This window comes from Proteus sp. G2669 (assembly GCF_009915245.1).
GTDB lineage: Bacteria > Pseudomonadota > Gammaproteobacteria > Enterobacterales > Enterobacteriaceae > Proteus.
On record NZ_JAABLX010000040.1, the window covers coordinates 1 to 24,461 of the forward strand.

The window sequence follows — 24,461 nt, forward strand, 5'->3', positions numbered from 1 at the left end:
CATCAGTTACTGGTGCCTAATAAACGGGCTTATCATCGAACAACCTTAAGCCATCATCGTTTTCATCGGCATCCAAATTTAATTAAGTCAGGGTTTATCCCCACACAACCAGAACAGCTTTGGGTGGCAGATATTACCTATTTATCGACGCATGAAGGTGATACTTATTTAAGTTTAATTACGGATGCGTATTCACGAAAAATCGTGGGATATCATTTAGATAACAATATGAAAACAAGTTCAGTGAAGAAATCGTTGGTTCAGGCGTTAAAAAAACGGACTTCGACAACTTCGTTAATCCATCATTCAGATCGAGGGATACAGTATTGTTCTTCGGAATATCAGAAGATACATAAAGAGCATAATATTCAATGTTCTATGACTGATGGGTATGATTGTTATCAAAATGCCTTAGCAGAACGAATTAATGGAATATTAAAAATGGAGTATCTACTGATAAAACCGAGTAATCTGGAACAAGCAAGAAAATTAGTAGAAGAATCAATTCAACTCTATAATGAAAAACGGCCACACTTATCGTTAAACTATAAAACGCCCGATGAAGTACATCGAGCGTTTTATGCCTGAAAAGTTGTCAACCTATATCAGGACTAGTCAGTTATATAATGATAAAAATCTTATTTACTAAATTCTTTAAAAGCACCCATAGTGTTGGCGGCATACATAACTGAAGGGCCGCCACCCATATAAATAGCAACGCCCAATGCTTCTGCAAGTTCTTGTTCTGTTGTACCGAGTTCGACTAAAGTTTTAGTATGGAACCCAATACAACCATCACAACGATTGGCAACAGCAATTGCAATCGCGATCAATTCTTTTGTTTTTGAATCTAATGCTCCTTCTTTGCCCCCTGCTTTTGTGGTACTCATAAAAGCTTTCATCACTTCTGGAATATTTTGAGACAATGCTCCCATGTTATTTGCAATGTCTGTTACTATTTCTTTGTACTTACTCATTAGATATCCCTTAGTTAATATATATTTTTATATAATATAAAAATATAATATCAAATCATATAATTTGATCAAGATAAATTGAGCATGTGTGATCTTTTCTGCTTAAAATAATCTCAAAATAACGAGGTTTAGAATGTCAATTATTGATGAATGGGCTGAACGCCACATTGAACAAGCACTACAAAAAGGTGAGCTATCATCACTTAAAGGTGAAGGAAAACCTCTGATCCTTGATGATAATAGTCATGTACCTGAGTCACTTAGAGCAAGCTATCATTTATTAAAAAATGCAGGTTTCTTACCTCCTGAAATGCAAGATAGAAAAGAAGCATTATCTCTAGCCGAAATTCTAAGTACGCTGAGTGAAACAGGAGAAGAGCATGAATCGTTGCAAAAGCGTTTAGTATTGCTCGAATTAAAATTACAACAAGCAGGTTTAGATACTCAGTTTTTACATGCAGATTATGCCAACCAATTAACTGAGAAATTGGCAAATCATAAAAAAGAAATGGATAAAAAAGAAAAAGAAAAAGAAAAAGAAAAAGAAAAAGAAAAAGAAAAAGAAAAAGAAAAAGAAAAAAGCTTATACATCTCTGTATAAGCTTCTGTTATAGCGAAGAATTAACCTGCTGTTGGTGTGTAATAGATTGGTGAGCCAGGTCCTACTGGTAAATGGAATACAAATACCCATAAGTAGAATAAGAGTGACCAGCCAATTAAGAAAATAACAGAATATGGCAACATCATAGAAATCATAGTACCAATACCCGTATCTTTCTTATATTTTGTAGCAACCGCTAATATCAAACCAAAATAACTCATCATAGGGGTAATGATATTAGTAACAGAATCTCCAATTCGATATGCTGCTTGGATTGTTTCTGGTGCATAACCTGCAAGCATTAGCATTGGTACAAAGATAGGTGCTGTTACCGCCCATTGTGCCGATGCAGAACCTATCATTAAATTAATGAAGGCACAGATTAAAATGAACCCTAAAAACAACAAACCACTTGGCATATCAATACTGTTAAGTAATGCAGCACCTTTAACAGCAATAACCTGGCCAATATTTGTCCAACCAAAGAAAGCAACAAATTGGGCCGCAAAGAAAATAATAACTAAATAAAGCCCAAGCGTACTCATCGAATTCGCCATGGCATCAACAATATCTTTATCTGTTCTCATTGTCTTAGCAACCCAACCGTAAACGATACCCGGAATTGCAAAGAATAAGAAAATAAAGACAACAATAGATTTTAAGAAAGGAGAATTACCAATTAGCCCTGTTTCTTGGTTTCTCAATATGCCATTTTCAGGAACAACAGTTAGCGCCAAAATCACGCACATAACAATAAATGTACCCGTTGCAGCCCATAATGCTTTCTTTTCTAACGACGTAACTTCAGCCGCATTCCTTAAATCATTTTCTTCTTCATCAAGCTCATTACCGTTATATGGACCCAATTGAGGTTCAACGATTTTTTCGGTGATGAAGTAACCTAAGAAAGTGATCAGGAATGTACTGACAAACATAAAGTACCAGTTTGCTTCAGCACCCACGATATAAGTTGGATCGATGATACGTGCCGCTTGCTGTGTAATGCCCGATAGTAATGGATCTATCGTACCTAAGAGCAAGTTAGCAGAGTAACCACCAGAAACCCCAGCAAATGCAGCCGCAAGTCCCGCTAGAGGGTGTCGTCCTAATGAATGGAAGATAATTGCTGATAACGGTATTAATACTACATACCCTAATTCAGCAGCGGTATTCGACATTATACCTGCGAACACAATGGCTAAAGTGGTCATTTTACGTGGTGCTTTCATTACCACTAAACGCATAACTGCGGATAATAAACCAGCACGTTCAGCAATACCGACACCTAATAATGCCACCAGCACCGTACCTAAAGGGGCAAATCCCGTAAAGTTTGTGACAATATTGGCTAATATACGGCGAATACCATCGGCATCTAACAAGCTAATAATATGAATATAGCCATCTTCAGCGCGTCCTTTAGCGCCCTCTGGTCGGGGATCTTGTACGGTAACACCAAAATATTCACCAACCGCCGAAGAGACAAGTAAAATAGCAATTAAAATAATAAATAAAATAACGGGATGGGGTAGCGCGTTTCCTAACCACTCCACTGTGCGTAGAAAGCGACTGCCTCCCTGTTTTTTTGTTTGCATCATTTATCCTTTTTATAAAAAAACAGAAAATGCACAGTACACAACCCTTTTTGTTATGACTATCTGTTAATCCTATTTACAACCGCCTTATTTAAGATAAATATCATGATAAAATTATTAGATAATATATTTTTTACTTTATTAAACAATAAGATAAAAATAAATCATACAATTATAAATCACTTACATTAAAATTAATTTATAGTATCTAAAATTAAAAAATGTGCATAAGGTAACATTTTTTAACATTATTATGATTATTTATTAACCTTTCATGACTGAAAATATCTTAAATTAATAGCCAGAATCGATTAAACACTCTGATAAACCTGATAGTAACGGTTGTAATTACTATAAAAGAGAAAATAATGTCGAATAAATGGTCAAGATAGGTTAAAAGCTTAGTTTATTTGTAACGTAAATAGGTAATTTTACAGTAGATATTATACGTGGAATGAAGAATAGATAATCTAAGAAAGGAACGATTAAAATTGAAAAGTTAATATTTAAAAATAGTATTGCTGATTTTTTAAAGATAAAAAAGAAAGCAAGTAATACTTACTCTTTTTAATAACAGCTCAAGTTCATCTCACAATTTAATACTTTTTATATAAAAAAAGGGCAAGGTCTCCCTTGCCTTACCAATTAGGTAATCAATCAAAGAAACACATACACACTAGAACACCAAAATTTGGATCTTATTTAGTCGTATGTATTAGTATAAAAAGACATCGGGTGTCGCTTCAGCAATGATACTGCTACGTTTATCAACACGCAGATTTTCTGATGAGGATTTTGGTATAAAGCAATCTTCAAAAAACCAATAAATAGGTGTATTTAAATAGCTAGCTAATAAAACAAGATAGCTTAAATCTATCTTGTTCATCCCGCGCTCATATCGAGAGAATTGCTGTTGGCTTACACCAATTTTTTCAGCAATTTGCATACCGGTATAACCCAATTCTTTACGCTTTTTTTGAATTCGCTTTCCAACTAACGCATTAACATCAATATCTGTAAAATCGTAATTCATCATAATATTCACCCATTATCATGATTAAGGCATCGTTAAAATAATTGAACCTGAACCAGAGAAATAACCTGGTGCAACGCGACCATTGGTATGTAAAATTGATTTAACCTCTACAGGTATGGTTCCGTTTTTAGGAACATCAATTACAGAGCCTCTTTCACCAGGATAACCATCAAGAAATAAATCAGCATAAAGGCTATTATCAGGTCGTAATGGAACTCGGCCACTGTCTGAGCCTGATGCAATAACCAGAACTTTCATTGCTAAGTTGCAAGTCACATTAATATTTTGAGCGCGTGCTGCATTTTCTAAACTGAATTCGTCAATATCGCCATAATTAAGGTTTACAGCTCCTTCTGTTATTTTGCAGGCACCAACGGGTGGCGGTGCAATACCACATAATGATCCCGGTAATAAACGTCCATTTGGAGACCAGCCGCCTTCCTTAGATTCATAAAATAGCCCAACACACTCTTGGTTTGAGGTCAGAGGATCACCATCATGTCTTGCCGTTCCTTGTATTGGAAAACTCTCAACTCTCATAACGGCATCACGAACCCCCGCTAAATAAGGTTCTTTTTCAACGCGAACAATACTTCTTACTGCCGAACCTGGAGAGCCATTAGCATCATGCTTATGGTTAATTGTTATCCAGCATTTACTCCAGCCATAACAAGGGTTGGGAGTATAAGGGTCTTCAGGATCCCAGCGTTGAATAACATAGGTATATGTGGCGTGAGCAGGCTCACCTTCGGAATGTGTTATATAAGAAAAAATAGATGCCATCGCCGGCGCTGAAAACAGCAAACCTATTGCAATACATAAAGCTGGAAATCGCTTTAATATAGACATAGAAAACCTCAACCCTAATAATTAGTCATAATTCAAATGGAATGTGGCTATTGCACTAAATGGACCGCGTTTAATGGATTGATTGGCAATCGCATCCGGTTCCCCTTGAATAAAGGCATAAAAATTTAAAATAGTGTCATCCGCATTTAATGAAAGTTTGTCTGTCTCTTTATTAACAGGTAAGGCATTTCCATTTTCAGACTCCAATCCAACCGCAATTCCTGCCGCTTGGCTACTTGAGCTAATCGCTAAAAAGCCTTGCCCTGCCATGGCTTGGTTTTCATCACCTTTAAATGTAATTTTGACGCTTTTACCAATCGTGAGATCACATTCAGATAAGCGAATTTGAAATAATTTGCTTGGTGTTCTTTGATATGCATAAAGATTCTTATCAGGAATATTGCCAAAATCTAATTCAACGGTTTCATCACCAGGTTTTATGGTGCAAGGCTCATCAACTAATATGCCGTGAAAGTACATATTGTCTGGTACAGAAAACGCCGTTGATGTTAATCCCATAAATGTGATAAAGCCCAAAACGAACGGGATCGATAATCTTTTCATTTTCATCAATACGCTCCTATTGGTATTCAGCAAGAAGTGTTGCTGAAACTTCAAATGCACCTTCAGGTAGCGTGCTACCCGGTCTTTTAACCGGCACAGCTTGGATCACTGGAGGATTATCCGGTGATATCGCAATGCGTTCGTTTAATTTAAAAGGCTGACCATCTTGTGTGAGATGAATACCTAAATCAGGAATATTGGTTTGTAGCGCAGCTTCATCAAACTGTGTTTTAGGTCCAATAATAGAAAGACCTAAATCCCATCCTTTTAAATTTGGATCGCAGACCAGTTGATAATTCACTGATTCGGTGTAATTAATACCATCTACTTTATGAATACCTACGTTGTGTCCAAAATAGACATCAATCAGTTGGTTATTGCTGATAACACAAGGAGGTGGAACTAATAAGGTGCCAAATAATTTCATATTCGGCGTATCTGCACCCATGACCGCGTAAGAATTCAGTAATGCAATCAGGCATATGTATTTTAATTTATTCATTTTCTGGCCCCTTACTGATAATCCACATGCAACGTGCCACTAGCGACAAAATCACCACCACTTAATGTGGCACTCTGATCACGAACAGGAATAGCTTCTAAATCAGGCAAATTAGGGTAGGTAAAATTAATCGCTTTGCCTAAATCTAATAATTGGCCTTGATATAAAATACGCACCCCTAATCCCGTAATATCTGTTTGTAGTGCATTTGAATCGAATCCAGTTGCGCTGCCAGTGATATAAACCTTCATTGCATTTGTCGGCATCTTTTGGCACGTCGCAGTATAGTGAACTGGCTGTTTATAATTTGCGCCATCAATACGCGTACTCATCACTTCGCCAAAATTTACCTCAATCATTTTGCCGTCATTGATCAAACAAGGCGGTGGGGCAATAACATTCCCAGTAATATTGATATAAACAATTCCTGGAATAACATCTTTCACCGCTCTAGCGGGTAAATTCGCAACAGCAGTAAAACTTAGGCCTCCAGTAAATGTTGCCAGAATAAAACTCAACACTGCTTTGCTTGGGCTAAACCGCTGTTCCATTTTCATAAAATAGACCTATTTAGTATCCTGCTGATGTTTCTGTCACTTTGCATTCATTGCCATTACAGCTAAATTTCATCTGTGGACGTCCACCATAATCATTGATGTAACTTAATACTGGTGACGCACCAAATGCAGAAGCATTTAGGTTTATCGTGCCTGTACTTTTAGGCGCAATCATTAATGGCTGAAAACCATCAAGACTTTTCCCTTGTAAACCTGTCAATCCATCAACTAATGTTACGTAGTAAGGTGTTGGGTTATTCACTTCGTAACGATCACCTTTTTTCGTTAAGATGATTTTTTCTTGCCAAGGATGAGTCAGATCTGTTTGAGTGGCATAAATAGCCGCTGGGCGATAAAACAACTTAATTCGTGTTTGTAATGCAATTTGCAACACGTTGGGTTTATCACTACGAGGTGGAATTTCACGCAAGTTAAAATAGAAAACGCTTTCTCTATCTTGTGGTAACTTGGCAATGTCAGGCAATGACTGCACTTTTACTTGGCTTTTATCGCCTGGTTCAATACGTTGGATTGGTGGTAAAACCAGCAATGGAGAATCAATACGTTCACCATTCTCATTTTCCATCCAACCTTGTGCTAAATAAGGCAGCTCTTTATTTTGATTACTGACATTTAAACTAATTGATTTATCCGCGCCATTAAAAATGACGCGCGTTCTATCTAAAGCAATCGCGGCAATGGCTTGACTAGTAAACATCATTCCAGTCAATAAAGTGGTTGTTACAACAAATAAGCGCTTTAATAACATCATTTTAAATTACTCTTTTTGTCTGAAATTATTGTTATCTTTCCCTTTTGCCTAACCTTATTTTGTGATCAATTGAGGTTTAGGTAAGGGTTCGGTTCTTTGATTGATTGTTGATGGTGTGGTATTGCCATCACCACAAGTTAGTAATAATGAAGATATAAACATGCCTTCAACTAATGTCGGGATCTGAACTTTGCACTGTGCTTGTCCATTCCAACGCACACTCAACACATCGCCACTATTAATACCTGTCAGGTAGACATTTCCACCATCATTGACAATACCGAGCTCTCGGCCTTTATCAGTTGTGACACTGGCACCAAATGGTGGATAAGTTCCATCTTGTAAACGAATGACAGCCATGGCTTTTTGTCCCGACACTACATCAAAGTGACGGTAGCCTATTGCGCCTTCTGTTAGGGTTAGTTGTTGAATTGAGCGTAATGCTTCAGCGTTATCAGGCATCTGATCAAGGTCGATACTGGCACTACTACGGTAATAATCATTGATATCAGGCAGTATGGCTTTACCAAAAGCATTGGTACGAGTAATAGCACCGATACTCTTCACTGGTACATCAGAAATACCATCTGTATCAATAAGTAAACGAGTACTACCTGTACGACTTGTACGGTGTAATGCCCCACCTTTTGGTGTCAATGTTGCCCCACCTTGCAATGATAATGTGGCTGATGTGTATTCATCATTTATATGGCTCGCACTGGCAGTGATTAATGCTGCATCAGCGTAATGCATGAGATAGGCATCTGCAGATGGTTTACCGTTACTACTTAAGCCAGCACCAACACGATAGCTACTATTATCATCAATACGATCGTAATAACTGACATTATGTGAATTACCGTGTTTGTTAATCACGGTGTTGTAGCTAATGGTTGCACGATCGCTCCAAGGCATACTGACATTCATATAAATGCCATTATCATTGGTGCCATTGAATTTATTGCGAAACGCCGACAGACTGAGATTGATGTTTTTAAAGCGACCAATATCCATCGCTTTGGCTAATGACAAGTTATAGTTATCATTATTAGGCTTATTCCAATAAGTCTGATGGCTATAGTTTAAGTAAGCACTTAATCCCCATTCAGGGAACTGCTTACTAAACATAATGGTATAAAGCTCTTTATTGTTATCTTCTTCACCATCACGATAACGGCGATCTAAATATTGGTTCATACTCATAAAATCACGTTCAGAGAATCGATAGCCTGCGAATGTCACTTGGCTATTTATTTGTTCAAAACGTTTTGAGTAACTTAAGCGATAAGAACCACCGTGATAGCGCTTGTTATCACTTGGAATTTTGGCCCAAGAATGTGTTGCATCAAAAGAGATGGCACCCAACGCCATTAAGTCACGACCAATACCAGCAGAAACAGAGTTATAATCGCCAGAGACTAATGAACCACCATAAAGTGACCAACCATTACTAATACCCCACGAGAATTCACCCATACCAAAAATAGGACCTTCGGTATTACGGTTCATATCTGACGGTTTACCTGCAGATAATTTATATTGCACTCGGCCAGGACGTGTTAAATAAGGAATACTCGCAGTATCCATTTGGAATTCTTGAACAGATCCATCTTGTTCTTCAACACGTACATCTAATTTGCCACTCACTGCATCATTAATGTCTTGAATACGAAACGGCCCGGGAGCAACCTGAGTTTCATAGATCACACGACCTTGTTGGCTAATCGTCACCTTCGCATTCGTTTTTGCGACCCCCGTTACTTCAGGGGCATACCCCCTTAAGTTAGGCGGTAGCATATTGTCATCCGTAGATAAATTAATCCCAGTAAAACGGAAGTTATCGAAAATGTCAGAGCGTGAATAAGTCTCCCCCATCACAAGGCGAGCCCCTAATTGGGTGATTGCTCTATAAAGATAAAGCTGGTTCCATTTCCAACTATTTTCAGTACTATCGGGAAGACCCGTTGTATGCTGATAACTTGCTTGCCAATCAGCACGGAAACGCCAAACCCCCAGGTTTGCGCCCACGGTTCCTAAACCTGTAACTTGTTGACGTTGCTTTCCTTTAGCGGGATCTGTCACGTTAGCATTGACGTTATAGTCAAAAAGCACTCCTGAGATACCATGATCCCAACGAGAAGGTGGATCCCAGTTTGGTGCTGAATATTCAAGATAAGCTTGAGGAATAGTCAGAATAAGATTACCACTTCCTAGACTTGCATTTACTGTCATTCCAGGAATGGAAGAGATATCAAGACAACTTCCATTATCTTGATATTTAACTTTTTCAGCCCATTCAGGTTTAAGGCCTATTTGATGGATCAATTCTGGAGGTAAGCAAGGTTCACTACCTTTAGGATCATTGGCAGGCACTACATAATTAATGTTATAAAGTTCAGGGAGTTCATTATTGTTAACACGAACAACAAACTCATATCGGCCAGGCATAATATAGCCCGCACGAGAGAAATCTGATAAGTCGATATTTTGCTTATCTTTTAGATCCAGAATATCGGCATTAAATTCAATATCACTATTTGCTAAAGCTGAACTTGAAATACTGGAAGCCCCAGTAAGGATTAAATAGATCAGTACAGCAACAGGCCGAATAGTATGTTGTTTTTTCTTTTTTTCCGTCCCTAAACCAACGGTTTTGAATGATCTCGCCATAAATTATCCAACCCGATCCATTTAATAGTATTCCAGCTTAAATCGCAGCGTTGTACGGTAATTCCCTGCTTTGGGTATTTCGTTATTTTTGACTATTCGCGCTTGATAAAGTAACGCCATTGATTTCGAATCAATACCAACAGGGGGCAATGGTTGCCCTGGAATAGCTTGTCTACCATAACGATCAGCTATCGCTAATGATGCACCTCTTGCTTCACCAGAAAGCGTAAAATTACCATTTTCGTTAGAAGGTCCTTCAAACGTTGCAATAAAACGAGGGTTGTCCGCTTCCTGACCTTTTTGTTCAATGAGCGTACATTCCGTTAATCTGATAGAAAAATACTCAATAGGTCCTCGCCCTTCAGTCACTAACATTGGAATAGAAACCGTTGTCAGTGGAATAACTTGTTCACCACTTCCTGCTGCAATCGTGCAAGATGGTTCTAAGATCGAGCCTGAAAGATTAAGTACCCCAAATCGCTGATGCATGTTTTTATCTTGTTTTACATCACTTGCTATTACCGATGTTGTCAGTAAGCTGGCAATAAGGCATAGCCATAGTGGTGTCATCTTGCGATTCATATTTTTCTCCGTAAGAAAAAAATCGTTAAAAATAGACACAGGAAATAAAGCTCTGTACATCCATGTACAGAACTTATTTTTTCTTACTGATAAGTCAGTGCGAAAGTTGCAATTGCAGTGAAGTCACCTGGAACAGCGGCTTCTGCAGCAGAACCTTGTAGGTAAGCAGCGAAGTTCAGATCATTATTACCATCACGTAAGTTTTGAGCTGCACTTGGTGTACCTAATTTGATTTGTTTACCACCCGCATCAGTGATAACAACAGCAGCATTTTTAGCGATACCTTCAATACCTAAAGAGCCTGCTAAAATGTCTGCATCTTCTGAACCAGTGAAGGTTGTTTGAACTGTTTTATAAGTTTCAGTTGTGCAATTTTCTAAAGAAATTTTGAAATCACGAGAATTACTACGGCCACCATCTTTTAATGCAGCAGTAGAAATTTGACCTAATGGAACAGTTTGATTTTCTGAATCAGGATGAATAGAACAAGGTGCATCAATAATTGAACCAACAAATTTAACAGTACCGTGACCTTGGTCAGCAGCAAATGCAGAACCCGCAGCAACAGATAAACCTAAGCCAAGAACTAACGCTAATTTATTTAATTTCATCTTTTTGTTTCCTAAAATATAAAGGACGAAGACATTAAAAATAATAAATTCATTAGGATTGAATTATTCCTAATTGAATGACTCATTATTGAGTTTTTTAATTTTGGTATACTTGTGCCCGTCCAAAACGAAATTAAATTTCGTTAGAAACAAAACAAAATACACCAAATTGTTTTGTTAAAAATTTTCATCTCGAAATTAAACACATTTAGATAATCTAACTTTAAATATCAGAAAAAGAGTTTATAATTCTAAGTGCAATTACTATAATTTGTGAAAAAAGTAAAAAAATTTATTTCTAGATTTTAAACAAAGTAACTAATCATATTTAATTTTTGAAATAATGATAAATATCAATATGTTAAATAAATGATGATATGTGATGAATATTAAATTTGACTTAAGTGAGAAGCCAGAGAATAATAGTAAACAATTTGGTGTATTCTGTTTATTTCTCTAAAGATGGCCGAATTCCTACCTATACTCATTTTTCGCTTTGTCAATCAATCACTTTCATTTTCTAAAAATAAATAAACTTTCAATAAACTTGTTTAAAATTAACAAGTAAAAGCGCAAGCATAAAAAAAACACAACTCTTTATTGATACATATTACTTGTTATAGTTATGTATCAATTGACTTTTGTTCTTTGTTATCTCATTGAAAAGGTTATAAAAATGAAGCAACGTAAGTTTCTTACACGTTTTGAGATCAACTCTATTTTGAAGCAAGCAAAAGAAGGACGATATCCAGAAAGAGATTACTGTATGTTTTTAATGTGTTTTTTACATGGATTTCGTGTTAGTGAGCTATGCAGACTAACTTTAAGCGATATCGATTTGGAAAGTAGGATACTCTACGTCAGGCGCTTGAAAGGAGGTTTATCAACAACACAACCTATTATAGAAGAGGAATACGATGCGCTGGTTAACTGGTTGAAAAAAAGGGAAACATGGAGAGAATCTGACTCAGAATGGGTCTTTTTATCTCAAAAAACAGGTCCAATCTCTCGTCAACAAGTATATGGATTACTTCGCCGTTTAGGTAAAGAAGCTAATGTATCTATAAGCCCTCATCCCCATATGTTACGCCATGCATGTGGCTATGCGCTTGCTGATTTAGGTAGAGATACGCGTCTAATTCAGGATTACTTGGGACATCGGAATATTTCACATACTGTTATCTATACAGCAAGCAACTCAAAACGTTTTGTTCACATTTGGGATATAAGAAATTAACAATCACTTTTTTATTAATATGCGCTATGAAGATTAATACACTAAATAGAGTAGGCTATATTTTTTCAATAAGAATAAAGTTAATTTTTAATATAATTAAGAAATTTAGGATTTGTTTTATACTAAATAAATAACTGCGATTGTAGATATTAATAAGTTATTAATAATTCTTTTTTAATTAAAGAGTGACTCAATATAGGTATTCGTTTTTTGATTATCTTTATTGGTCGACTATAAATTTAATATCAGTAATTATTTATTAATAATGCTAAACATTGATTGTTTAAATTTCAAACAGCAAATAAGGACTTAATTTAAAAATAACTTTAACTCTTTAACTTGTATTCATTTGCATTCCATGCACACGCTGTCATATCTCACTATCCCCTACGTTACTATTAGGGGATAGTTATGAATTACCGTAAAAAAGTACGATTAACCTTTTACACACACCACCTGTCTTAGTGTATGAACAACTTCAACCAAAGATGATTGAGCCTTCATAACTGCATCAATATCCTTATAAGCCATTGGAATTTCGTCAATGACATCTTTATCCTTTCGACATTCCACATGAGCTGTAGCTCGGATCTGATCTTCAACACTAAAGGCTTTTTTAGCCGCCGTTCGACTCATTACACGTCCTGCACCATGGCTACATGAACAAAAACTTTCAGCATTTCCTTTTCCTCTTACAATAAAGCTCTTAGCACCCATTGAGCCTGGAATGATCCCCATTTCACCACGTTGTGCTGAAACAGCTCCTTTTCGTGTTACCAATATCTCTTCACCAAAGTGCATTTCCTTTTGCACATAGTTATGGTGGCAGTTCACTGCTTGTTGTTGTGTCGTAAAAGGTTTAGTGATTTGTGTTGATAATGCGGCCAACACACGTTCCATCATGACTTCTCGATTATGTCGTGCAAAATCCTGAGCCCATTCAACCGCTTCTATATAGTCATCATAGAAAAGCGTTCCTTCTTTTAAGTACGCTAAGTTTTTATCTGGCAAATTAGCAATATGTTCTCTCATATCTTCTTGTGCCATTTGTATAAATAACGTACCGATAGCGTTGCCAACTCCCCGAGATCCACTATGCAACATTACCCAAACGTTATCTGATTCATCAAGACACAACTCAATAAAGTGGTTCCCTGTTCCTAATGTTCCAAGATGACGATAATTATTAGTATTTCGTAAACGTGGATACTTATCAGTTAAAACCTTAAAACGTCCTTCAAGTTGTTGCCAATGTTGATCAACAAGTTTAGGTGGGTTCTTCCATGAACCACGATCATTCCCTGATTGATAACTCGTTCTTCCATGAGGAACGGCTTGTTCTATTGCTGTTCTTATCGCAAATAAATTATCGGGCAGATCATTTGCATGTAATGATGTTTTCACTGCAATCATTCCACAACCGATATCCACACCAACAGCCGCTGGAATAATCGCACCTTTGGTTGGAATAACACTGCCTATTGTTGAACCTTTGCCTAAGTGAACATCAGGCATAACCGCCATATGTTTAAAGATAAAAGGCATCTTAGCGGTATTGATAAGCTGCTTTAGAGCATCGGCCTCAACAGGCACACCATTTGTCCACATTTTAATTTCAGCAGTCCCTGCTTCTTTTACTATTTGGTGATCCAATATCATGCTTGTGCTCCTTTAATTTGGACTAATCCGTTTAATACTTGATCTAAACCGCCATAAACGGAGATCTTATCAATACGTTCTGCTATACGTTCTACCGTTTCTAGCTCTTTTAGCCTTAAAGCAACAGGGTTATTTTCCATCACTTTCGCAGTATTTAATAAAGAACGTGTTGCTGATGTCTCTTCTCTTCGACGAATGACATTAGCTTGTGCTGATTTTTCAGCTTCAACGACTTGCGCTAAAATCGTTTTCATTTCACCCGGTAAAACGATATCTTTTACCCCTAATGAAGCCACTTCAATACCATATCCTTGAGTGGCTTCACTGATTTTTTCACTGACTAAACTATCTATCAGGCTTTTATTTTCTAATAATTCATCCAGCGTTCTTGTTCCTACTGCTTCGCGTAAGGCAAATTGCAACTCTTTATATAAGAACTCCAATGGTGAAGCCAGTTGTTGATATGCTAAAAGTACATCGCTATAACGCCAGTTAGCCGATAAATTAATACGCAGTGTCACTTTGTCTTTCGTTAAGATCTCCTGCCCACTAACATCCAGTGTTTGTAAACGCATATCGACTACTTCAACATCTACTTTATACTGATAACGCCAATATCCTTTTAGTCCCGGTGGCAATAAGGCTTGTGTTTCTCCATTGATCCGAATAACACCATTATGCCAAGCAGGAATATCCACATTGAGAACCCCTTCACTTCCCTTTATGACTTGATTTCGTAATTTAGGATGCTGGAGTTTTTTCATCAATATTGAAGATACTTCAAGTTCATCGATAGATACTATTTCTAGAGAACGGTCGGCATACCGCCAATATAAACGTCGCGTTCCTGGTGCTAAGATCTCTTTTAAAGAGCCGTTTTCATATAAAAGGCCAATCTCTTCATCCGATAACACAATATCAAAACCATACTCAGCCACCCATTGAGGATAGTATTGACGTAAAAATTCGGCTTTCTCGCTTTCTAATGCTCCCCCATTTAAAGGGAAAACATCTGCACTGAGCTGACGCCCAAAATCAAAAAATTTATGTTCACCTGCTGTTAGCACATCAATGTATTCATCTTTTTTCTTTAAAAGTGCTAACTGCCCCTGTTTTACCACTATTGTTGTTTTTATCATTTTTCGTTCCTTCTTCTTTTTTATTCTTCTTTATATAGTGCAATTTATCGTGACTTACTTTTCCACGGGCAAGCTTTGCGAAACTGAAAGGAAAACAAGAGAGGAACGATACTTTGTTTGTCTCTTCTTCTGCTATCAATCCAGCTCCGTTGCTGGTGGATAAGTAAGGTGACGGTACAGCTGTCACAACGATTTTTTATATTTAAATTTACATTTGGATTTGTAATGGTTTTGGTGTCAGGAATCGAACCTGAAAATAACCCTCTTCACCTACAGAGTCTCGATGTGGAGGAACACATTTAGATAACACTACAGAGTGTTCCTCATGTGCCTACCAGATTTAAAATCTGCTCAAGACAGTAATAATATTGCCAATATCGTGCCAAGTTTTAAAAATATAAAAAAAATATTTCTAAATTATTGTTTTTTATTAATAAAAATATTTTTTGTAATTTTTAGATATTTACCCATTAAATTAAAAACAACAGAACACTATCTTTTTATCTATATATTTATAAAAATAGATAAAAAATAAGTAGAGATAATTTAATGAAACGCAAAGTAGTGATTGGTGTTTTAGGCACAACATTAGATAAAAGAGGTAAAAGCCATAAAAGGTGGAACTCATGGCGCCCAACAATTTCCATTTGTCATCAAAAGGATTTTCCTGTTAGCCGATTAGTGATGATCCACCAGCCTAATGACTCAATGCTAGCATCTAAAATTACAGAAGATATCCATACTGTCTCACCTGATACTGAGGTGTGGCCTTATGAAATTGATATTTGTGATCCGTGGGATCTCGAAGAGGTTTACAGCCATTTTCTTGATTTTGCAGTAAATTATCCATTTGATACTGAAAATGAAGAATATTATGTGCATATCACAACAGGAACACATATTGCTCAAATTTGTTGGTTTCTACTGACAGAAGCACACTACTTACCAGCAAAACTATTACAAACCTCACCCACTTCTAAAATAGAAAATGAAGACGGTGCTAAAACCATACAGTCAGCTACAGGCAGTTATGCCATTATTGATCTTGATTTAAGCCGTTATACAAAGTTAACGAGTCGGTTTGAACACTATCATAATGAGTCACTCTCTTTTTTAAAATCAGGGATTGCCACACGTAATGAACGCTTCAATACCTTAATTGCTCAAATTGAACGAGTAGCGTTGCGCTCTTTTGCTCCTATTCTATTAACGGGTCCCACTGGTGCAGGAAAATCATTTCTTGCTCAACGTATTTATGAATTACGACAATCGCGCCATTTTGTAAAAGGGCGTTTTATCGCAGTTAACTGCGCTACTTTGCGCGGTGACAACGCCATGTCCACTTTATTTGGACATGTAAAAGGCGCATTTACCGGTGCGTTGCAAGCTAGACAAGGATTATTAAGAGAAGCAAACAAAGGGATTTTATTTCTGGATGAAATTGCAGAATTAGGGCTTGATGAGCAAGCGATGCTACTTAAAGCGATAGAAGAAAAATCTTTTTATCCGTATGGCTCAGATACTGAAGTACAAAGCGATTTCCAGTTGATAGCAGGTACACATCGAGATATGGATAAACAAATTGCAAAGGGGCTTTTTCGCGAAGATCTCTATGCAAGGATTAATATGTGGTCTTTTTCATTACCGGGATTAGTCGATCGCAAAGAGGATATCGAACCCAATATCGACTATGAGTTACATCATTTTACAACACTCTATCAAAAAGCGATCCGCTTTAATTCAGATGCAAAATCTCACTATATTCGGTTTGCCACATCTGAGCAGGCTTTATGGCGTGGTAATTTTCGTGAACTTAGTGCTAGTATAACGCGAATGGCTACACTTGCTGAAAATGGTCGTATTACCCTTTCTCTTGTTGATGAAGAAATTAATCGTTTAAAACAAAATTGGGGAGTGGCTTCATCTTCTTTATTTAATAGTACTGATATTGATCTCTTCGATCTTAGCCAACTCAATACAGTTATCAAAACCTGTCAGCAATCATCAACACTCTCAGAAGCTGGTAGAAAACTTTTCGCAGTATCAAGACAAAATAAAAAACAACCCAACGATGCCGATCGATTACGTAAGTATCTTGCGAAATTTGATTTAAATTGGGAACAAATTCAACATGGAGAATAATATTTCATTATGGAGCTCATTTTTTTAGGCACTAACGCAGGCGTTCCGTCTAAAGAGAGGAATGTCACAAGTATGGTGCTTGATTTACAAAATAAACAAAAAAGTATGTGGATGTTTGATTGTGGTGAAGCCACACAACATCAGATACTGCATACTCGCGTGAAATTGCCGCGTTTAAATAAAATTTTTATTACCCATTTACACGGTGACCATATTTTTGGTTTGCCGGGACTACTTTGTAGTCGTTCAATGGGGGGAACTGAAACAAGCTTAACAGTATATGGCCCCTCTGGCATCAAAGCTTTTATAGAAACATCACTGACATTAAGTCAATCCTATTTAACTTATCCTATTAATATTGTTGAAATTGACGAAGCGGGTTTTCTGTTTGAAGAAGAAGGAATGAAAGTCAGTTGTGAAGCACTTTCTCATCCAGTACCTTGTTTTGGCTATCGCTTAGAGGAAGAAAATAGCCTCGGTAAACTCGATGCTCAGAAGCTAAAAGCTGAAAATATTCCGACTGGCCCTTGGTTACAAGAGTTAAAACAAGGCAAAACTATTACATTACCCGATGGAAGAGTCATTGATGGCCAAGAGTATATCGGCCCTGAAATAAAAGGACGCTGTATTGCTATTTTTGGTGATACACAACCCACACCGGATGCATTAAAACTAGCGAATAACGCGGATGTTATTGTGCATGAAGCAACGTTTAAGCATGAAATGGCAGAACAAGCAAATAGTCGCGGGCATTCAACAACAGTACAAGCTGCAACATTAGCAAAAGACGCTAACGTCAAAAAGTTGATTATTACCCATCTTAGTAGCCGCTATTTACCAGAAGACTGTGTTGAGTTGCTCAATGAATGCCAACACGTTTTTAGCCATACTGAAATTGCGTCTGATTTTGCCGTGTTTAAGTTGTAGTTCTACTATTAGAAAGTAACAATAGCGACATTACGTCGCCATTGTTACTCTACAGCATTCACCTAATCATCGATTTGTATTTTAGTTAATTATTCGGTAATGATGCGGTACGTTTTATCTTGCCATCTTGCAAAATAAAATTCACTTTCCCATCCCAAAACTCAGCTAAAAAAACATCTTCAGGCTTATCAATATGCTGATTTTTCATTTCTTCTTGTAACCATGCTTCATCTTTTTCTATTTGTACTAATTCTGAAGTACGGATAACGCCATCTTTCATCACAATCAAGGACGGCATTTTAGCACCGTCACACACTACTGTAATTTGTCCATCAGGTTCAATTTGTGCATAGTTAACTTCTTGAAATGAATGGATACCTTGAGCATGAAGACGTGAAGTAATATTAAGAATATCTATTTTATTCTTCTTCTCCATGATGTTTTCCATAATAAACTCGCCCTTCTTTATGATAGGGATCGGATTTCCAATGGTAACCGCACGAAAAAAATTGAATCGTTTGCTGATATAGTTGAGCAAAGAGATAAAACAAACACCAATTAAAAAGACAATAATATATTGGTAAAGAGGAATAGCATCAGTATAAATCACCCCTCCCATAATCCCCCCAAGAACAAAATTGCCAATAAAATCAATGGGAGTTAATTGAGAAAGTTGTGTTTTCCCTGATAAATTCATATGGGCTAATATGATAGTAAAACCAATAATAAATTTAATAATAACCAGAAAGTAATATTCCATTTGCATCTCACATTTCCAATAATGTCTGCCCTCATTATTATAAAGCAGAAAACGCTATCCTGATAAAAATTCAAATTATTTTTCATGGGATTTGACTAAGAAAAAACACTTAATATACTTAAGTTAGTTGATTTTAAGACTCACACTATACTTATTACGATAGTTTATCTGTAATCTCTTACTATCAGCGTAATAGCTTCTCGCCTTTTTTACTACTTACGCGGGATATCACTGAATTGTTTTTGAACACACATTTTGGAGAAAAAAATGAATAAAAAACTACTTACTTCATTGGTTCTAGCGGGTCTGGTTACTATCACAGCTGGTTGTGATGATTCATCTAAAAAAGTCGATGATGGTATAGATAAAGCAAAAGAAACTGCAACTCAAGTAACTGAGACAGCACAAGATAAAGCTAACGAGTTGACAGAACAAGCCAAAGATAAAGCCGCTGACGTAAAAGAAGATGCAGCTGCAAAAGCAGATGAATTAACACAACAAGCTCAAGAGCTAAAAGATAAAGCAGAACAAAAAGCTGCAGAATTAAAAGCACAAGCTGATGAAAAAACAGATGCGCTAAAAGAGAACATCTCACAAAAAACTGATGAGTTAAAAGATGCGAGTGCAACAAAAGCAGAAGAGATTAAGCAAAGTTTAGAAGCTGAAAGCAATAAACTCTCTGAAAAAGCGACAGAGTTAAAACAAGATGCCAGTAAAACAGCAGATAACCTGATGCAAGAAGCTGACACAAAAGTTGATCAGCTAAAAGGTGATGCTTCAAAAACAAGTGGTGATATAAAACAACAGGCTCAAGAGACTGAAAATAAAGCACTTGATAAAGCAGATCAATTAACTGATCAAGCCAAACAAAAAATTGATGATTTAAAAGCTGAAAATAAATAATCAGATTTCAGTTTTTTTGATGAATCAAGAGCCAGTAAATTTTCACTGGCTTTTTTTGTACAAAAAAAAGACGAGGCTTGATCGATTAAGCAAAAAATGTAACCATGTTCTCCTTTTTTCAACAGGAGAAACCTATTAAAGAGCGAAAGCACCTAGCATACAAAGTTGTTACTAATTTGATTTAATTATATTTTTCTTCATTTTACGGAAAAAATAACTGACTTCCGTTCTTTTATAAAGCATCTTTCCAATTTGGTGTTTTATTCAAATTTTCTTATGAACTTTTCTTTTCTGATGACATAAACAATCAGATAGAGGGTAGCGAAAAGTCTCTTTCTAGGAAAATAACAAAAAATAGGTTAACTATGAGCCAACAAAACGATATAACGCCTCAGAAAATTAGGATAAAAATTAATCCTCCCGTTTTTTATACATCAGCACTACTCATTTCATTAATCGTTGGATTTTCTGCGCTATTTCCAGAACTTGCTAATGATAAACTAGGTCATCTTCAGGAAAACCTCTTCACAAATGCGAGTTGGTTCTACATTCTAGCCGTAGCATTGGTTTTGCTGAGTGTGACTTATTTAGGGTTCTCCCGCTTTGGTCAGATCAAGTTAGGCCCCGATCATGCACGTCCCCACTTTAGCTATTTTGCTTGGTTTGCCATGCTTTTTTCAGCAGGTATGGGAATTGGCTTAATGTTCTTCGGTGTTGCAGAACCTGTTATGCATTACCTTATGCCTCCAACGGGTGAAGCACAAACCATAGAAGCTGCTAAAGAAGCGATGCGACTAACCTTCTTCCATTGGGGATTACATGCATGGGCAATTTACGCGATTGTCGCTTTGATCTTAGCATTCTTCTCTTATCGTCATGGTTTACCGTTAACGTTGCGTTCAGCTCTTTACCCTATTATTGGTGATCGTATACATGGCCCAATTGGTCATGCTGTTGATATTTTTGCCGTTGTGGGAACTGTTTTTGGTGTTGCAACTTCTCTCGGTTTTGGTGTTTTACAAGTTAATGCAGGTTTAAATCACCTTTTTGATGTTCCTATTAATCCAACCGTGCAAGTTGTATTGATTGTTGTGATAACAGGACTTGCAACCATTTCTGTTGTTTCTGGATTAGAAAAAGGGATCCGTTTTTTATCTGAACTGAACTTAGGATTGGCAGTTGTTCTTCTTTTATTAGTCATTATCCTTGGTCCAACCGTATTGATATTAAAATCATTTGTTGAGAATACGGGGGGATATCTATCCGAAATTGTCAGTAAAACTTTTAATCTCTATGCATACGAGCCAAAATCGAGTGATTGGTTAGGTGGATGGACTCTGCTTTATTGGGGTTGGTGGCTTTCATGGTCCCCATTTGTAGGGATGTTTATTGCCCGTATTTCTCGCGGTCGTACTATTCGTGAATTTGTTATCGGTGTTCTGTTTGTTCCGGCTGGCTTTACCTTACTTTGGATGACTGTATTTGGTAATACCGCTATTCATTTAATCAAAGATAAAGGTGCAGAAGCTCTCGCAAATATCGTACAACAAGATGTGTCATTGGCTTTATTTGAGTTCTTAAATTATTTCCCATTTTCTTCTGTTTTATCCTTCTTCGCGATGTTGATGGTCGTTGTCTTCTTTGTGACCTCAGCAGACTCCGGTGCTATGGTCGTTGATACTTTAGCTTCAGGTGGCGATAGTGAAACACCTGTGTGGCAACGTATTTTCTGGGCAGGCTTAATGGGTGTTTCTGCAATTACTTTATTATTAGCTGGTGGTTTAACCGCGCTACAAACAGTCACTATTGCAAGTGCACTTCCCTTCTCAATGGTATTGCTTGCTTCTATTTATGGGTTAATAAAAGCATTGCGAGTGGATGTATATAAACGTGATAGCCAACAATTAACGACAATTGCGCCACCAGCAAGCCGTAATCCGATCCCTTGGCAACGTCGTTTAAGAAATATTGCCTATTTCCCTAAACGTTCTCATGTAAAACGTTTTATGGATGAAGTGATCCAACCCTCAATGGAAATGGTATCTGCCGAGCTAAGTAAACAAGCGACACAATGTATTATCCATAACGATGAAGATGATCGAATTGGTTTTGAAGTCGATTTAGGCGATGACATGAATTTCTTCTATGAAGTTCGTCTGCGTTTTTATACTCAACCCGCTTTTGCTTTAGCTGGATTAAGTGATGAAGAAAGAGACGAAGAACATAAATATTATCGCGCTGAGATTCATTTAAAAGAAGGTGGACAAGACTACGATGTCATGGGCTGGACGAAAGAACAAATCATTCACGATATTCTTGATCAGTATGAAAAACACATCCACTTCTTACATGTATTAGGTAAACAATAATATTATCTAAGTCATAACAAACAAAAAGGAGATGCTCTTGCATCTCCTTTTTTATTATCAATAATAAATTATTTCTCTGATTGTTCGATATCATCTGGATTAAGCGCAATCAGCTCTTTTAATAATCCAGCTAGTCGTTGTAGTTTTTCAGTGGAAAACTTTTGCTCAAGTAATTGATAGCCTTCTTCAATTTTAGGCTGAATTTTATCGTATAAATCTTGGCCGTTTGTAGAAAGTGAAACAAAAAGTTTTCGTTGGTCACTGACAGGCTTTAATCGACAAATTAGCTCGTCTCTTTCCATTCTAATCAGAATGCCTGTTAGGCTTGGTCGAAGAATACACGATTTTTGTGCTAATTCGTGAAAATCAATAGAACGCTTATCCGCAAGCACTCGAATAATCCGCCATTGTTGTTCTGTCAGATTATGCTCTTTAAGAACAGGTCGAAAAAAACCCATCGCAGATTCCCGAGCTTGCAATAGCGCGATAGTTAATGATTCATGCATAATCAAGAAGCTCTTTATATGGTGTTATAGGTGAATGGACGAAAAATCACTCAATATAGACAGTGAAAAAGTACCGCTGTTTATGGTTTATAAAATGACTATATTCTAAGAATAGACTATTTGTTACAATTATTCATATTAACAAATAAATAAAGTTGACTCAATTTTTGCAATTTTATTCTCTTTGTGCAATTTATCACCCTTCACTTTTATTTGTTTTAACACCTCTGTTCTCAACCTTTTGCCCTATATGCAATTATTATGAGTTTACAATTTGTGTTATCCCTCTATCTATTGAAAAAAGTCGCCTGATTTGCCTATTACCTTAGTTATAAATTAGGAATAATGATCGTAGCGATAAGGTTGTCTCACATTTTTTTGAGATAAAGTTAACAGGTTGTAACAAAGAAAGATTGCTATCTTTGTTTATGCGCGGTAGCGTTACGGCTTTAAAACAACGCAACAAAGAGACCGGCAATAACATTACAACTTTGTTAGCGGAGTAGTTAGGTGATTTTTTAGTTATCTAACTAATAATTATTTTAAGTGAAGACGCCCACAGACGAGAAGTCTGGCAGTAGGAGTAAATAATGTCTGAGGAAAAACAGGCTAACCCACTTTTTCGGGATGCAATGGCAAACTTAGGTGCGGCAGTTAATATCGTTGCAACAAATGGCGATGCTGGATGCTGTGGCTTAACCGCAACAGCAGTATGTTCCGTTACTGATAACCCACCTACCGTGATGGTTTGCATCAACAGTAAAAGTCAGATGAACGCTATTTTTCAAGAAAATGGAAAATTGAGCATCAATATATTGAATCATGAGCAAGAAGAAATGGCATGTCATTTCGCCGGAATGACAGGGCTCGCGATGGCAGATCGCTTTACCCAGCCAGGATGGCAAAACGGACAATTACAACAACCCGTATTAACAAATGCACTCGCCTGCTTAGAAGGTGATATTTATGATGTTCGCCAAGTGGGCACACATTTTGTTTATATGGCTGAAATTAAAAATATTGCTGTACGTGAAGATGGTGATGGACTTATTTATTTTAAACGTCGTTTCCATTCTGTTAAAAATGAATTGGCGCCTATCTCCATTTAAACTTTGGTTATTTCTGACTCAAGATAAAAACGCGCTTTCAATAAGGGCGTTTTTTATTATTAATAACATCTTTATAAAATTAAATATTTATCCAAAATAAATGAATACTTATTTAATTAAATATCAATTCCTAATTTTTAGGTCTTTATTAAACTTTTATTAACATCTGTTTGTTATAAAAGAATATCTTTAAATTATAATGAAAAAATTCTTTCTATAATCAATCAGTCACATCATCAAAAATATTTTCTTTCCACTTTCATCATGTATCTTTATTTATTTTAATTAGATTAAAATACAAACAAAAAATAGTCTTATTGACGAAATTTTATACCAAAAGCCAATTAAATAGCTTTATTTGAAAATAAACTAATGAATATTTTTTTCAATCTGG

Annotated in this window: 23 protein-coding genes and 1 pseudogene; 8 read left to right on the forward strand and 16 right to left on the reverse strand. The window is 36.6% G+C overall.

The annotated features are described in order from the left end of the window. A partial coding sequence (locus GWI68_RS10140; protein ID WP_166539075.1) for an IS3 family transposase occupies positions 1–588 on the forward strand: 588 nt, incomplete at its 5' end. 50 nt (positions 589–638) lie between these two features. Here the strand turns inward: GWI68_RS10140 and GWI68_RS10145 are convergent. Further along, positions 639–977: a carboxymuconolactone decarboxylase family protein gene (locus tag GWI68_RS10145; protein WP_109409413.1), complete on the reverse strand. Its 339-nt coding sequence runs from the start codon at positions 975–977 to the stop codon at positions 639–641. A gap of 133 nt (positions 978–1,110) precedes the next feature. Here GWI68_RS10145 and GWI68_RS10150 point away from each other — a divergent pair. Next, positions 1,111–1,479 (forward strand): annotated as a pseudogene (locus tag GWI68_RS10150) (DUF1992 domain-containing protein); the annotation flags it as partial. A gap of 119 nt (positions 1,480–1,598) precedes the next feature. Here the strand turns inward: GWI68_RS10150 and GWI68_RS10155 are convergent. From GWI68_RS10155 to mrpA, 10 genes are all read right to left on the reverse strand, one after another. Further along, positions 1,599–3,173, reverse strand: a complete 1,575-nt coding sequence (locus GWI68_RS10155) for an AbgT family transporter (protein ID WP_109409411.1) — start codon at positions 3,171–3,173, stop codon at positions 1,599–1,601. Positions 3,174–3,888: 715 nt separating this feature from the next. Then, on the reverse strand, positions 3,889–4,209 hold the full coding sequence (locus GWI68_RS10160) for a helix-turn-helix transcriptional regulator (protein ID WP_109409410.1): 321 nt from the start codon (positions 4,207–4,209) through the stop codon (positions 3,889–3,891). A 21-nt stretch (positions 4,210–4,230) separates the two neighbouring features. Continuing rightward, complete coding sequence (locus GWI68_RS10165; protein WP_166540196.1) at positions 4,231–5,058, reverse strand: adhesin; 828 nt, start codon at positions 5,056–5,058, stop codon at positions 4,231–4,233. Positions 5,059–5,079: 21 nt separating this feature from the next. Further along, a complete protein-coding gene (locus tag GWI68_RS10170) occupies positions 5,080–5,628 on the reverse strand; it encodes a fimbrial protein (protein WP_166540197.1) in 549 nt (182 codons plus the stop codon). 10 nt (positions 5,629–5,638) lie between these two features. After that, entirely contained in the window at positions 5,639–6,124 is a 486-nt protein-coding gene (locus tag GWI68_RS10175; protein ID WP_166540198.1) for a fimbrial protein, read from the reverse strand. A gap of 11 nt (positions 6,125–6,135) precedes the next feature. Further along, the gene (locus tag GWI68_RS10180; RefSeq protein WP_166540199.1) at positions 6,136–6,681 is read right to left on the reverse strand and encodes a fimbrial protein; all 546 of its coding nucleotides are present in this window, start codon (positions 6,679–6,681) and stop codon (positions 6,136–6,138) included. Between the two features lie 13 nt (positions 6,682–6,694). Continuing rightward, positions 6,695–7,453: a fimbria/pilus periplasmic chaperone gene (locus GWI68_RS10185; protein ID WP_036932679.1), complete on the reverse strand. Its 759-nt coding sequence runs from the start codon at positions 7,451–7,453 to the stop codon at positions 6,695–6,697. Between the two features lie 54 nt (positions 7,454–7,507). Beyond that, positions 7,508–10,123, reverse strand: a complete 2,616-nt coding sequence (locus tag GWI68_RS10190; RefSeq protein WP_166540200.1) for an outer membrane usher protein — start codon at positions 10,121–10,123, stop codon at positions 7,508–7,510. Positions 10,124–10,144: 21 nt separating this feature from the next. Continuing rightward, on the reverse strand, positions 10,145–10,693 hold the full coding sequence (locus tag GWI68_RS10195) for a fimbrial protein (protein WP_162557010.1): 549 nt from the start codon (positions 10,691–10,693) through the stop codon (positions 10,145–10,147). Between the two features lie 95 nt (positions 10,694–10,788). Then, positions 10,789–11,316: an MR/P fimbria major subunit MrpA gene (gene mrpA, locus GWI68_RS10200; RefSeq protein WP_109409403.1), complete on the reverse strand. Its 528-nt coding sequence runs from the start codon at positions 11,314–11,316 to the stop codon at positions 10,789–10,791. Between the two features lie 676 nt (positions 11,317–11,992). Here mrpA and mrpI point away from each other — a divergent pair. Further along, positions 11,993–12,553, forward strand: coding sequence for a phase variation DNA invertase MrpI (mrpI, locus tag GWI68_RS10205; protein WP_166540201.1), 561 nt, complete (start codon positions 11,993–11,995; stop codon positions 12,551–12,553). 435 nt (positions 12,554–12,988) lie between these two features. On the opposite strand, the gene GWI68_RS10210 is transcribed toward mrpI, so the two are convergent. The 3 genes from GWI68_RS10210 to GWI68_RS10220 are packed head-to-tail and all read right to left on the reverse strand — an operon-like array spanning position 12,989 to position 15,490. Continuing rightward, a complete protein-coding gene (locus GWI68_RS10210) occupies positions 12,989–14,212 on the reverse strand; it encodes an RtcB family protein (protein WP_166540202.1) in 1,224 nt (407 codons plus the stop codon). Continuing rightward, entirely contained in the window at positions 14,209–15,348 is a 1,140-nt protein-coding gene (locus GWI68_RS10215) for a slipin family protein (protein WP_166540233.1), read from the reverse strand. The genes GWI68_RS10210 and GWI68_RS10215 overlap by 4 nt, the downstream gene beginning before the upstream one ends. Further along, positions 15,290–15,490, reverse strand: a complete 201-nt coding sequence (locus GWI68_RS10220; RefSeq protein WP_166540203.1) for a hypothetical protein — start codon at positions 15,488–15,490, stop codon at positions 15,290–15,292. The genes GWI68_RS10215 and GWI68_RS10220 overlap by 59 nt, the downstream gene beginning before the upstream one ends. Positions 15,491–15,900: 410 nt before the next feature. On the opposite strand from GWI68_RS10220, the gene rtcR reads away from it, so the two are divergent. Together rtcR and rnz are read left to right on the forward strand one after the other, a co-directional pair. Then, entirely contained in the window at positions 15,901–17,493 is a 1,593-nt protein-coding gene (rtcR, locus tag GWI68_RS10225; protein ID WP_166540204.1) for an RNA repair transcriptional activator RtcR, read from the forward strand. A 9-nt stretch (positions 17,494–17,502) separates the two neighbouring features. Further along, entirely contained in the window at positions 17,503–18,420 is a 918-nt protein-coding gene (gene rnz, locus GWI68_RS10230) for a ribonuclease Z (RefSeq protein ID WP_166540205.1), read from the forward strand. An 85-nt stretch (positions 18,421–18,505) separates the two neighbouring features. Here rnz and GWI68_RS10235 read toward each other — a convergent pair whose 3' ends face one another. Next, positions 18,506–19,180, reverse strand: coding sequence for a YetF domain-containing protein (locus GWI68_RS10235; RefSeq protein ID WP_166540206.1), 675 nt, complete (start codon positions 19,178–19,180; stop codon positions 18,506–18,508). 267 nt (positions 19,181–19,447) lie between these two features. Here GWI68_RS10235 and GWI68_RS10240 point away from each other — a divergent pair, with 267 nt between their 5' ends. After that, positions 19,448–20,083 (forward strand): hypothetical protein, encoded by a 636-nt coding sequence (locus tag GWI68_RS10240; protein WP_166540207.1) that lies wholly within the window; start codon positions 19,448–19,450, stop codon positions 20,081–20,083. A 365-nt stretch (positions 20,084–20,448) separates the two neighbouring features. Continuing rightward, the gene (gene betT, locus GWI68_RS10245) at positions 20,449–22,452 is read left to right on the forward strand and encodes a choline BCCT transporter BetT (protein WP_166540208.1); all 2,004 of its coding nucleotides are present in this window, start codon (positions 20,449–20,451) and stop codon (positions 22,450–22,452) included. A gap of 68 nt (positions 22,453–22,520) precedes the next feature. Here betT and hpaR read toward each other — a convergent pair whose 3' ends face one another. After that, the gene (hpaR, locus tag GWI68_RS10250; protein WP_166540209.1) at positions 22,521–22,958 is read right to left on the reverse strand and encodes a homoprotocatechuate degradation operon regulator HpaR; all 438 of its coding nucleotides are present in this window, start codon (positions 22,956–22,958) and stop codon (positions 22,521–22,523) included. A 590-nt stretch (positions 22,959–23,548) separates the two neighbouring features. Here hpaR and hpaC point away from each other — a divergent pair. Further along, positions 23,549–24,067: a 4-hydroxyphenylacetate 3-monooxygenase, reductase component gene (gene hpaC / locus GWI68_RS10255; RefSeq protein ID WP_109407878.1), complete on the forward strand. Its 519-nt coding sequence runs from the start codon at positions 23,549–23,551 to the stop codon at positions 24,065–24,067. Positions 24,068–24,461 lie beyond the last annotated feature (394 nt).